General features: G+C 49.3%; 8 protein-coding genes. 7 read left to right on the top strand and 1 reads right to left on the bottom strand.

Annotation, left to right across the window (positions count from 1 at the left end):
• Positions 1-229: 229 nt before the first annotated feature.
• The 6 genes from FO446_RS28180 to FO446_RS28155 all read left to right on the top strand — a co-directional run bounded on the left by FO446_RS28180 (position 230) and on the right by FO446_RS28155 (position 11,771).
• Positions 230-1,321 carry a putative 2-aminoethylphosphonate ABC transporter substrate-binding protein gene (locus tag FO446_RS28180; protein ID WP_221868710.1) on the top strand — a complete coding sequence of 364 codons (1,092 nt, stop codon included), beginning with the start codon at positions 230-232 and terminating at the stop codon, positions 1,319-1,321.
• A 20-nt stretch (positions 1,322-1,341) separates the two neighbouring features.
• Entirely contained in the window at positions 1,342-2,373 is a 1,032-nt protein-coding gene (locus FO446_RS28175; protein WP_173611747.1) for an ABC transporter ATP-binding protein, read from the top strand.
• A 14-nt stretch (positions 2,374-2,387) separates the two neighbouring features.
• Entirely contained in the window at positions 2,388-4,088 is a 1,701-nt protein-coding gene (locus FO446_RS28170) for a putative 2-aminoethylphosphonate ABC transporter permease subunit (RefSeq protein WP_237899654.1), read from the top strand.
• 38 nt (positions 4,089-4,126) lie between these two features.
• On the top strand, positions 4,127-4,909 hold the full coding sequence (locus FO446_RS28165; RefSeq protein ID WP_173611749.1) for an HAD family hydrolase: 783 nt from the start codon (positions 4,127-4,129) through the stop codon (positions 4,907-4,909).
• Positions 4,910-5,021: 112 nt separating this feature from the next.
• Positions 5,022-8,918, top strand: coding sequence for a metallophosphoesterase (locus FO446_RS28160; RefSeq protein ID WP_237899653.1), 3,897 nt, complete (start codon positions 5,022-5,024; stop codon positions 8,916-8,918).
• A 177-nt stretch (positions 8,919-9,095) separates the two neighbouring features.
• Positions 9,096-11,771 (top strand): YhgE/Pip domain-containing protein, encoded by a 2,676-nt coding sequence (locus tag FO446_RS28155; protein ID WP_173611751.1) that lies wholly within the window; start codon positions 9,096-9,098, stop codon positions 11,769-11,771.
• 82 nt (positions 11,772-11,853) lie between these two features.
• On the opposite strand, the gene FO446_RS28150 is transcribed toward FO446_RS28155, so the two are convergent.
• Entirely contained in the window at positions 11,854-12,273 is a 420-nt protein-coding gene (locus tag FO446_RS28150) for a YybH family protein (protein WP_173611752.1), read from the bottom strand.
• Positions 12,274-12,393: 120 nt separating this feature from the next.
• On the opposite strand from FO446_RS28150, the gene FO446_RS28145 reads away from it, so the two are divergent.
• A complete protein-coding gene (locus FO446_RS28145) occupies positions 12,394-12,744 on the top strand; it encodes a winged helix-turn-helix transcriptional regulator (RefSeq protein WP_173611753.1) in 351 nt (116 codons plus the stop codon).
• Positions 12,745-12,777: the final 33 nt, after the last annotated feature.

Genomic DNA, 12,777 nt, shown 5'->3' with positions numbered 1-12,777 from the left:
CCTCTCGTGCCACCGTCATCATCATTTTCGTTCAATTCTTTTTGTATGTTGCTTCTATTATAGCAAAAAGTTTTCCTACACAGTGATAAAGCTATTGTTAGGAGTATTTACGTAATCTTAATGCTCAATTAACAGTGGTTTCATGGGCGGAACACAATGCGAATGTACAATAATTTTTGAACGCAGGATGTTTTTATCCGATACTTTCTTTCAGAAGAGGAGAATCATCGTGAAAATCAAGTGGAATGTGATGGCAACAACGTTGGTCGTTACGAGTTTGTTGGCAGGCTGCGGAGCACCGAAGACAGAGGGAACAGCATCGAGCAGTGGGCAAACCGGTTCGGAGGCTGCTGTGTCTAACGCATCTGGAGAAATCAATGTGTACACGGCAATTGAAGATGAACAGATCAAGACGTACCTGACTTCTTTTAAAGAGCAGTATCCGGATATCAAAGTAAACATCGTTCGTGACTCCACTGGCATTATGACAGCCAAGCTGATTGCCGAGAAGGACAACCCGCAGGCTGATGTGATCTGGGGACTGGCTGCCACGAGTCTCTTGGTGATGGATGATAGGCAAATGCTTGCGCCATATGCTCCCAAAGGCGTAGATCGTGTACTGCCTGAATTCAAAGACAAGGCCAACCCGCCAAAATGGGTAGGCATGGATATTTGGGAGACAGCCATTATTGTCAACAAAGCAGAGATGGAAAAACGCAATCTGGCGATCCCACAGTCGTACGAAGATTTGGTCAAACCAGAATACAAAGGCTTGATCGTCATGCCTCACCCTGCTTCTTCTGGAACGGGCTACTTGACCGTCAACGCCCTGCATCAGTTGTACGGCAAGGACAAGGCTTGGGCATACATGGACAAGCTGCATGAAAACATGATGGTATACACGCACTCTGGCTCCAAGCCGGCGAAGATGGCGTCCTCTGGTGAAGCGCCAATCGGTATCTCTTATGGATACAGCGGCATTAACCAACAGAAAAAAGGAGCGCCAGTCGAAGTCGTGTTCCCGAAAGAAGGCTCGGGCTGGGATATGGAAGCAAGCGCGCTCGTAAATAAAAAAGACATCAAGCCGGAAGCAAAATTGTTCCTCGACTGGGCGATCAGTGATGAGCCGATGAAGGAATACAACAAAAACTACGCGATTTTGAGCATCAAGCAAGAAGGAAGTCAAATTCCGGAAGGCTACAAACAAGATCCTGTATCGCAGCTGACCAAGCTGGACTTGTACCAAGCAGCAAGAGACCGCGAAGGCATTTTGAGAGAGTGGGAGCAGAAGTACGGCTCCAAGGCTGAACCGAAAAAGTAAAGAATAAAGGGGCATTTGTGATGGAGCAAGGCTATTTGTCATTACGCAATCTCGCTAAGCGATTTGGAAAGCACACGGCGCTTCAGGACATTCAACTGGACATTGCCAAGAATGAATTCATCTGTCTGCTCGGACCGAGCGGCTGCGGTAAAACAACGTTGTTGCGCATCCTTGCAGGACTGGAAAAAACGGATCAAGGGAGCGTCGTCATTGCCGGGAAAGACATTACCTCGTTGCCAGCAGGGAAACGGAATTTTGGCATGATGTTTCAATCATACGCTTTGTTTCCGAATTTGACGGTCAGTGAAAACATTGCTTACGGATTGCGTAATCGCTTCTCCAAGGCACAAATTGCTGATCGGGTAGAGGAAATGCTTCATCTGGTGGAGCTGGGAGAACACCGCAACAAAGTCCCGGCTCAATTATCAGGAGGGCAGCAGCAGCGGGTAGCACTGGCGAGGGCCTTGGCCTTTTCGCCGGACTGCTTGCTCTTGGACGAGCCATTATCTGCGCTGGACGCCAAGGTTCGTGCCAAACTTCGAAACGAAATTCGTCGACTCCATCATCAATTCGGGATGACGACGATCATGGTGACGCACGATCAGGAGGAAGCGTTGACGATGGCGGATCGCATCGTGGTTATGAACCAGTCGCGCATCATTCAGGTCGGTACGCCAAAAGAAGTGTACGAGCGTCCCAAAACACCATTTGTCGCTGATTTTATCGGAGTCATTAGTTTTATCCAGTCGGATAAGCACTCGGATCAGGCTATGCTCGCCATCCGTCCGGAGCATGTTCAGCTGCTGCGTGACGGTCATGAAAAAGGCAGACAAGGAATCGTGCGCGAGCTGGAATATCGCGGTACGCATTACCGCATTGTGGCAGAGTTGATCGGCCCACAAGGTACTTTGTTGCAACAGTTTGTCACGATTGATGTCCCGGCACATGCAATGGTGTCTCATCATGTTTGGCCTGATCAAAAAATTGCCTTCACCCTGCCGCCAGAGCATGTCATCCGTTTTGATGATACGGCAGACCTGGCTGTTGGCTAAGGAGCGCACAGAATATGGACACCTGGTTAAAACGAATACGACCGGACGCCAACCAATGGAGCCAAAACGCAATTATCATCTGTATGACCATTGCGCTGTTGTTCGCCATCCTGTTGCCGCTTGGTGAGCTGGTGATCAAGGCAGTTACCGATCAAAACGGAAACTTCATCGGGTTCATGCACTTTGCGAATTACTTCTCGACGCCGGCCCTCGTGATGTCATTGTGGAATTCCATCAAGGTGTCGACGGTCACGACGATCATCTCCGTTACGTTAGGCTTCGGATTTGCTTACGCACTGGAGAGAAGTGCGATCCGCGGCAAATGGTTTTATCGATCTGTTGGGCTCTTGCCGCTATTCGCGCCCTCTATGCTGCACGGCTTGGCGCTGACCTACCTGTTTGGCAATCAAGGGCTGATTTCTACCGGATTTTTTGGGCTCTTGCCGGAATTCCGCATTGAGCTCTACGGGCCTATCGGGATTGTAATGGCGGAAGTGCTCTATACGTTTCCACAGGCGTTTCTGATGCTGTCAGTGGCACTCGCAAGTGCAGATTACCGGATGTATGAAGCAGCAGAGACGCTTGGAGCGTCCAAGTGGCGCAGATTTTGGACGGTCACGGTACCGGGTACGAGGTTTGCGCTGATCAGTGCCATTTTTGTCTGCTTCGTTTTGACCTTTACCGACTTCGGGGCTCCCAAAGTGGTCGGAGGGCAGTACAACGTGCTAGCGACAGATTTGTACAAGCAGGTGATCGGGCAACAGAACATGCAACTGGGTGCGGCCGTTGGGGTGCTGCTGCTGATACCAGCCGTCATTTCATTTGTGATCGATCGCATCTCCCAGCGCAAACAGAGCGGCTGGTTGAGTGCGAAGTCTACCCCTTACCGAATTGAGCGCAACAAACTGCGGGATGGGTTGTTCTACACGCTTTGCTCCGCCGTTTCCGCTGTGATCATCGGAATCATCCTGGTTGCTGTTTACGGCTCTCTTGTAAAAGTGTGGCCGTACAATCTATCCATTTCCTTTGCGCACTATGAAGACTTTTTGGATGGAGAAGGACCGTTTGTGACGAGCTTGCTTATTGCCTCGGCTACGGCTTTGATCGGCACAGTCGCTACTTTTTTGTTCGCGTATCTCATCGAGAAGTCACGCGGGCATCGTTTGCTGCGTCAGTCAGCGTATTTTCTGTCTATGCTGCCGCTCGCGCTGCCAGGACTCGTGCTCGGTTTGATCTACGTATTCTTTTTCAACAATCCGAATCAACCGCTGCACGGCATTTACGGCACGATTTGGATCGTCATTTTGTGCAACATCGTTCACTTCTACTCGGTTTCCTTCCTGACGATGACGTCCGGTCTCAAGAAGCTGGATAGTGAGTTCGAGGCTGCATCGGAATCAATGAATGTGCCTTGGTATCGGACATTGCTGCGGGTCACAGTTCCGCTGTCATTGCCGACGATTTTTGAAGTGTTCCTCTACTATTTCATCAACAGCATGGTGACGGTCTCGGCCATTATTTTCTTGTATGCACCGGACCTGAAACCGGCTGCGGTTGCGATAGTGAACAAGGAGGACTCGGGCGATATCGCGCAAGCTGCTGCGATGTCTACGTTAATCATCGTGGCGAATCTGTTGGTACGTACCGCGATCATGTGGGTTTCAGGCAAGATTCAGAAAAGAACGGATGCGCTTCTCGTCAGGACGAAAGAGTAAAGCCATATCCGATGATAAATGGAATGCAGGTGGATAAGATGCCCGACTTGCTTGTTAACAACAAGAGATATACGGTCAAAGCGATTTTGTTCGATAAGGATGGTACTTTGCTGGAGTTTGTGAGGCTCTGGGGGTACTGGAGTGAATCCGTCTATCGTCATTTTGCCAACCAGCTTCCACGGCCGACCGAGATCGCCCCTCTTGCAGAACTGTGGGGGACTGTAAACGACGAAGATGGGCACGTATGCGACTACAGCATCAATGGTCCGTTAGCGATGGGCTCGACAGGTGATTTGCTTGCGATCCTGGCATGGCAGGGATATCGCCAGGGACTATCGTGGGGAGAATCAATACAACTTGCCCGAAAGTGCAAGGAACGAGCCTATCAGGATATGGACCAGATTCGTCCTGCCTATCCGATTCCGGGGCTGATCCCGTTTCTCGAACAATGTCGCAGCCACGGAATGTTTATGGGGATTGTAACCGCAGATGAAACAGAGGAAGCGATCAAGCACATGGAATGGATGGGCATTCGCTCTTATTTTCCGGTCATTATCGGGAATGATCAGGTAGAGCGTGGCAAGCCTTATCCGGACATGGTGGTAAAAGCCTGTACTCAACTGGGCTTGAAGCCGAGAGAAGTCGCTGTCATCGGTGATACGAGCGGCGACATACGCATGGGGAAAAGTGCAGGGGTCTTTGTGACCATTGGCATTGTAAGCAAGGAAGACTCTTCTGACCGGATACAAATCCTGGAGGAAGCAGAAGCGGTGATTTCCTCCTACGCGCAGCTGAAGGTAGAGGCATCACGGCATGAATGAGGGAAGTCACTCATTGTGATTGGTGTCAATGGTCTGAAAGTCAGCAGCAAGGTCGTGTAAAAATCATCAGTCGGACTCTATCAATCTGATCGAAATGAGGTGCGCGTTTATTATGAAAGTGATAAACAAAACGATGTCGATGGTACTGGGTGTTACGGTTGCCTTTATGGGAATGACTCAACCTTTTATGATCCAGGGCGTTCAGGCAGCAGGAGAGCAAACCGTCACGATGGACAAGCAAACCTATTTGTATGGTCAACCGATTTCCTTGTCGTATACAGGAGCTTCTCTAAAGGATTGGATTGGACTGTATAATGCAGGTGCCATTCCACAGGGCAGCAACCCCTCTCTTACTTGGCAATACACGAGTGCAGCCGGTCAGCCAAACGGTACGATGAACTTTACGAAGTCATTGCCAGCAGGTAAGTACGAAGCGTTGTATATGCAAAATGATGGCTACAACATTTTTCAGCGTGCTCCTTTTTCGATCATTACCTTGAATCCTCCTGCGGGCATTACTTTTGTCGATACAGATGACGATACAGACCAGATCGCGGGCGATGTGAAAATCAAAATTCCTGCCGATCCTGCGAATGTGACTCACTACAATCTTTACTGGGGAAATGATGTAGGAAAGCTGCCAGGAGAGCCAATCATCGCACAAGTGGAGCCTCCAACTACACCAGGTGAAACGTATGCGACCTATACAATCCCAGCGAACACGGTCATTCCGAAGGGCGCGACGAAGCTCCTTGCTTACTCGGATTCAACTGCGGGTGAAACGACTGCGAGCGCTGAGATTACAATCCCTGGAATGGTGAAAGAGAAGCCATTGGTCAGTTTTGAAGTCATCACAGACATGCATGTGCAAACCAGCAAGGATCACGTTCATAATAAAAACCTCGAAGATGCCTTCAAAGATATGATTGCGCTGAATCCGGACAGTGACGGACTCATGACCATCGGGGACAATACCGAGAACGGAACCGAAGCGCAATATATGGAGCTGGCCCGGATTTTTAACATGTACAAGGACCAACTCCCAGAAACGTATTTTGTCCAAGGGAACCACGATGTTCGCTGGGGGGACTGGACACAATTTTCGGAGCTGTTCCACAAGTACACCAACATGAAGTCTAGCTACTACAATGTGTGGATTAACGGCTACCAATTCATTTTCCTTGGGACAGAAAAAGGGCTGAAGGACTTCTCCTACCTGTCGGAAACGCAGTTGAAATGGCTCGACGAGAAGCTGGCTGATTCCCAAGGCAAGCCCACGTTCATTTTCCATCACCAGCCGTTGAAGAACACGGTAGCCGGTGCCAATGATGGCTATCTCAAAAGCAATTACTGGTACGGTGTCAGACAAGATACGGAATTGAAAACGATCCTGGCGAAGCATCCTGGCGCTTTCCTGTTCAGTGGACATACACACTGGGAGTTGGGTGCGAAGGATACGATGTACAACGCCAAATACGCCACGATGTTTAATGCGGGCGCTACCTCTTATTTGTGGACAGACGCCAATACAGGCAAGGACGGAAGCCAAGGCTTTTTCGTGGAAGTTTACGGAGATAAAGTCCGGGTAAAAGGCAGAGATTTTAAAAACGACACATGGATCGCCAACGCCCAATATGAAATCGATCTATTCGAGAAAATTCCAGTGGTAGACCCTTCTTCCGATCCAGATTTGACCCTGAGTAATCCTACGGTTCAGATGGCGAAAGAGAAGTACCTGTCGTCAGAAGCGATTGAGGTGGGTTACACGAACTCGGTAAGAGAAGACTGGATTGGAATTTTCCCTACAGGCACGAAGTTGGGCAAAAATATAAAAGCAATCGCGCAGCAAAAGACGAGCGGCGTGAAGCAACCGAATGGAACGGTCTCATTCAAGGATTTGAAGCTCGCTCCGGGCAAATACGATGCGATTTATGTCGGGGAAGCTGAATATCGCTCAGATAACGACAATATTGAACTCGGTCGAGTTACCTTTACGATTGTCGATGAGACGCAGGCGCAAGGACCACAGGCAGTATCCTTTACCGATGCGGACAAGAATAAAGGTGTGATTGGCGGGGACGTCACGATCACTCCGGCGGCAAATGAAGCGAACATTGACGAGTATGTACTTTACTGGGGGAACGAAGAAGGCAAGCTGTCCGGGCAATCTGCAATCGCATCTGTAGCCAAGACAGGCGAAAAGGTCATCTATGCGATCCCGAATGGTACGGCGATCCCGAATGGCGCGACGAAAATTCTCGCTTTTTCCAAGCAAAAGGACACAGAGTCAGCGGACTTTGCCCAAACAGCATTGAAGGATGCGTTTACCGAAGTACCACCAGTCACACCACCGGTAGATCCGCCTGTACTCACGCCAGATGAGCAGTTGCGCCAAGCGAATCGTGCTGCTGCAGAGGTGATGAAGAACGCGACAGATGAGGATGTAGTAGAGGAGCAAGCAGAGAATGCGATCAAGCAATTGTCCAAGCTGATCAAGGACGACCAGCTCAGTGATTCTACGCATCTTGCATTGGTTTCCGATTCAACAGATACCGTTTTGGCAGCGATGGTTTCCAAGTGGAAAGAGGATATCGTCGATGAGGATCAAGTGTTAGAACAGACCTACTCGCTGTTGAAGGACGCTTTCTTGCCAGTTGTAGATGAGATCGAGAAAAACGATCAAGAACAATGGGAGCAAGCAGTCAAAGTCATGGCTCATGTAGCAGAGACGACGCTTGCCAAGCTGGATAAAGACGATCTCTCTGAAAAATGGGTGAAAAAGCTGAAAGAACCCATCACTGAACTTTTGGCACAGGTCAGCACAATTGAAGCAGACGATACCGAAAACACAGAGGAGATAGTCGCTCAGATCGAACGTTTTGCCCAAGCGGTAGAGGACATCGAGACAGCATTGGACAAGCAAGCATCGCTGTTTGGCTTGGAGAAGACAATCGAGATTCGCATGGATCGCGCTCGCCATGAAGTTCGTGCAGCGAAAAAATCGGAGGAAGAAGAAAAATCCTCCATGACACTAAGTGGTGATCTGGTAGATGCTTTGGGACAAAAGCAAATCAATGTGGCCCTAGTGAACAAGGAAGACGCAGGTGTGTGGCTGTCCACAGAGCTTCTTAAAGAGAATGACGGTGCGGATATCCGCGTCGAGCTCTCGAAGCCGGAAAACATCAAAAAGCCTTCGAAATCAGGCAATGCCAGCGATATGTACGAGGTTCGTCTGGAAGCAGACAACAAGGAATTAAAGCGCTTTGACAGCGAGACTGTCCGCATGATTCTGCCGTACGAGCACAAGGAAAAATATTTGACGCCTCAGTACTATGATGAATCGAAGCGAGTATGGAACGTCCTCAAGACCTCCAAAGGCAAAACAGTAGATGTGATCAAAACGGGTGACCGGGCAAGCTTCGAAATCGAGAAGCCGGGTATCTATATGGTAGCAAATACGGGTCTGCAAAGAGTGAACGTGACACCAAGCCGGGCATCCCTGTTGCCGGGTGAGAGTCTCCAGCTCGAGGTAACCGGATGGTTTTCGAACCGCACCGAGCAGGATTTGACTGATGGAGAGAGCGGTACCGTCTATGAATCTGACAACAGTGGCGTCACGGTTGATGAAAACGGCTTGATCGAGGTTTCCGAGGATGCGCGAACTGGCAAAAAAGTTACCATCAAGGTGAGCAACGGAGAAAAATCGACCAAAGTGACGTTCACGATTGCAGAGGTCAAGAGTATCAGCCTGTCCGCCAAAAAGAGTACAGTAAAGCCTGGTAGTACGGTTCAAATGAGCGTATCGGCTACCATGACGGACCGCAGCAAACGAGACATGACCAAAGAAAGCACAGGAACCACTTACACTGTCGTGGAAGCCGAATATGCTGAGATCAGCGAGGATGGCTTGGTAACCGTCCATGAAGATACACCGGACAAAACTGAAGTGACGATTGTCGCCGAAAACGATGGTCATACAAGCGAGTACACATTGAAAGTGAGAAAATAGAAAGACCGATTTACTAGGAAGAGTCTGACCAGTGATGGTTGGGCTTTTTTCATCATAATTTAGCGTACAGCGGCTCATGCTACTAGTGGCAGACTCATTCCCGACCATTTCCTTTCATGGTAAACTGTCATGTAAGTGTCATGCTTCACTCATTCTTTCCTACTAGGTGGTACATACATGCGGTCTATATGGAAGATTTACAAAACGGACTGGATTAACATTTTCAAGGTCCCGACCGGGATTTTTCTGATCATCGCCATCATTCTCATTCCTTGTTTATACGATTGGATCAACATCAAATCAGTATGGGACCCTTACGCCAATACGCAAGGGGTCAAGGTGGCAGTGACGAGCGAGGATCAGGGAGCTATGGTTGACGATAAAAAGGTCAACATCGGAGACGAGCTCATAAAGAGCTTGCATAACAACCAGAAACTAGGATGGACCTTCGTGGACAAAGAAGAGGCCAGACGAGGCGTGGAGCGGGGCGATTATTATGCCAGCATCCTGATCCCAGCTGACTTTTCCACAAGAATCACGGGAATTGTTCATGGCAACCTGACCAAGCCCGAAGTGATCTATACGGTCAATGAAAAAGTGAACGCCGTCGCACCCAAAATCACCTCATCAGGTGTTTCGGCGATTGCCAAGCAGATCAACGAGAGTTTTACGGAAAGCGTCAGTGAAGCCTTGCTCACGAAGCTTACAGAGATCGGCATTAAAATTGAAGAGCAATTGCCGACCATCCGCAAAATCGAGAGTGGCGTTTTCCAATTGGAAAAAAGCCTGCCTGAGATTCATGCCGCAGGGCAAAAAGTACTGGAGATTGAGAAGAAACTTCCCGAGATTCACGAGAAAGCGCAGATCATTCTGGAAGTGGAAAAAAGAATCCCCGAGATCAATCAAGCAGGGCAGGCCGTCCTCAAAATTCAGCAAAACTGGCCGAAAATCAATGAGGCCGCGTCTGTCATTATCGGGATGGAAGACAAGCTGCCGGTGATTGAGCAAGCCGTTGGACGAATTGAAGAGCTGGATCGAAATTTTGATAAAGTGGCAAACGCAGTGACTACAGCCACAGAAAAAGCGAGTCAGGCCATTGAGATCGTTTCGGCTGCTCAAGATGCGTTGCCGCGTATCGCTGATCTGACTGATAAGGGCGCGTCTGTTGCCGATCAGCTCAATGACTTTTTTGCGAAGCATGACGGTGCCTTTGAAACGATTGCACCGCTGATCAAGCAAAATCTCATCTTAGCCCAGCAAGCCGCGGATGCCCTCACACAGCTTACGGACAGGCTGCTGCAAATCAATCCGGATCGCCTGCCTACTGCCAGTGAGGTAAATGCCGTGAAAGACAGGTTATCCAGGGCTGCGAATGTTTTGGGGCATACCGCATCGATTGTAGAGAAAGTAAACAGTTATATTCCAGGACAGCCACTGAGTCATTTCGCAGAGCGGCTGCGTACGATTGAGAACAGAATGAACCGGCAAATCGAGATTCTCGGCATGATTGCAAGCGCGCTGGAAAACGGCAAACAGCCTGCGAAAGATTTGGTAGAGAGCCTGAATCAGCTCTCGAAAAACACTAGCGCGGAATTGGGAGACATCCTGTCCCGTTACGATAGCGAAATCGTCCCGAAAATATCCGAGGGCATTGACAGGCTAAAGGTGATCACAGGAGAATCTGCTGATCTACTGCATAAGGCTCAAGAAAAACTTCCGGATATCGAAGCGATTCTCCAAGAGACAAAGACGGGCTTGGAGCTGGGATTGGCAGAATTGAAGCGAATCCAACAGGAGATGCCGCAAATACGGGCGCACGTCCACGAGCTAGCACAAACGCTCAGAAGCAAGTCGGATGCTTTTGCAAATGCGATTCGCGTAGCAGCGCCATTCCTGAAGAGCAATCTTCCTGCCATCGGGAAAAAGCTCAACGAGGCAGCGGCATTTGTCCAGAACGATTTGCCCAAAGCGGAGGCAGATTTGACCAAGCTGGCTGATTTTGTGCGCTACAAGCTCCCGGAAGTGGAGACAGGAGTCCATAGAGTTGCTGCATTGGTTAGAGACGATCTGCCTAAGCTGGAGAGTGCCATTGGGCATGCGGCTGACAAGCTGAGAGAAGTCGAGGCGAACAACAACTTCGCCGATCTTGCCAAGCTATTGCGCGGCGACATTAAAAAAGAGAGCGAATTCCTCTCAAGTCCCGTGCAGATCAAGGAAAACCGCCTATACCCGATTCCGAATTATGGTTCGGCCATGTCGCCGTTTTACGGTGTGCTGTCTCTCTGGGTAGGCGCGACCTTGTTGATTTCCCTGCTGAAGCCGAATGCGGAAAATCCAGGCGGCGTATACAAGCCGTATCAGTTGTACCTCGGTCGCTTGGGGACATTTGTGACAATCGGGTTATTTCAAGCGTTGTTCGTCACACTTGGTGATATTTACATCCTCGGGGCCTATGTAGCGGATAAAGCTCCGTTTGTGTTATTCGGTATGCTGGTCAGCCTGGTGTTCGTCACGATTACGTACACGCTGGTGTCCGTCTTCGGCAACGTGGGCAAAGGCATAGCGATTATTTTCATGGTATTCCAATTCTCCAGCTCGGGCGGTACGTTCCCGATCAGCATGACCGCGCCGTTTTTCCAAGCGCTGAACCCATACATGCCTTTCACGTATGCGATCAGCCTGTTGCGTGAAGGGGTGGGTGGCATTCTCTGGGAAACGGCGATTCGGGATATATTCGTACTATTTGGCTTTATCGGTATCAGCCTGTTTGTGGCACTCGCGCTGAAGCGTCCGTTGAGCGGAATCATTGAAAAGTCGATGGAGAATGCGAAGAAGACCAAGATTATTGGGTAAGGGTTACACGATAGAATAGAGCAGGGTGTCCCCACGTAGGTATCACTACGGGAGGGGCACCCTTTTTTCAAGGACTGCGTGTCTAAGCAGGAGAATGAATGACAGGCGGATTCGCGCCAAATGGATGATCTATGACATACAGCCAACTGCCATCTGGCTGCTTCCGCACGATTTCAGATGTATGGCCTTCTATTTTCATGGCGTTGCCTGCGTCATCTGTGGTATGAATGATAAAGTGAGCCCGCAATAAAGCGATATTTTCAAACGGAATACAAAATACATTCTCGGAAACCATCGTACCTTGCACTTGGAGTAATTGCTCCAGTGTTGCGCGGATGGATTCAACTCCGTGGCTCTGCTCGTTGTCTTGGGTTATGAGGATAGCCTGCGGTTCATAAAGAGCAAGAAGATTGTTGATGTCGCCAGTGTTGAATGCTTCTGCGAAGGCGGGGTTCATATCTTCCGGGTTTTTGACAGGTTGATTGCGATGAGAGAATGGCATGGGAACTCTCCTTTTTGGTATCGTTGAGTTGCGTGTTAAGCATAGCTCGAGACGATGTAAGCGAAAAGTACGCACATTATAATGACTAAGTCATAAAAAGCTGACTGTTGGGAGGCTGAGATGCCGTATCAAGATGGCGAGTTTGGATGTCCTGTCGAGGTGGGGCTCCAGCTGATCAGTGGAAAATGGAAGCCTCGAATCATTTATGAATTGCTCAAAGACACGAGAAGATTTGGAGAATTACAACGGCTGATCCCGGAAGTATCTCGACATGTGCTAACTGTGCAGCTGCGAGAACTGGAGAACAGCGAAATCGTAGTACGACAAGTGTACCCGACTGTGCCACCAAAAGTGGAATACTCACTTACAGACTTTGGTAAGAGCGTAGCGCCCATCTTGGAGCAGATGATTGAAGTCGGCGAGCAGTATATTTCTAGACAAAAAAAGAAAGCTATGCCTCCTGAAAAATAGGCATCGGAGGCATAGCTAAAAAAGTATTGGATA

This window comes from Brevibacillus brevis (assembly GCF_022026395.1).
Taxonomy (GTDB): Bacteria; Bacillota; Bacilli; order Brevibacillales; family Brevibacillaceae; genus Brevibacillus.
Note: the sequence above shows the minus strand (reverse complement) of the source record. Positions and strands in the feature narration are given on the sequence as shown.

Coding starts and splice junctions, on each gene's coding strand:
- FO446_RS28175 (WP_173611747.1), top strand. CDS start 1,342: ATGGAGCAAGGCTATTTGTCATTACGCAATCTCGCTAAGCGATTTGGA.
- FO446_RS28170 (WP_237899654.1), top strand. CDS start 2,388: ATGGACACCTGGTTAAAACGAATACGACCGGACGCCAACCAATGGAGC.
- FO446_RS28165 (WP_173611749.1), top strand. CDS start 4,127: ATGCCCGACTTGCTTGTTAACAACAAGAGATATACGGTCAAAGCGATT.
- FO446_RS28160 (WP_237899653.1), top strand. CDS start 5,022: ATGAAAGTGATAAACAAAACGATGTCGATGGTACTGGGTGTTACGGTT.
- FO446_RS28155 (WP_173611751.1), top strand. CDS start 9,096: ATGCGGTCTATATGGAAGATTTACAAAACGGACTGGATTAACATTTTC.
- FO446_RS28150 (WP_173611752.1), bottom strand. CDS start 12,273: ATGCCATTCTCTCATCGCAATCAACCTGTCAAAAACCCGGAAGATATG.
- FO446_RS28145 (WP_173611753.1), top strand. CDS start 12,394: ATGCCGTATCAAGATGGCGAGTTTGGATGTCCTGTCGAGGTGGGGCTC.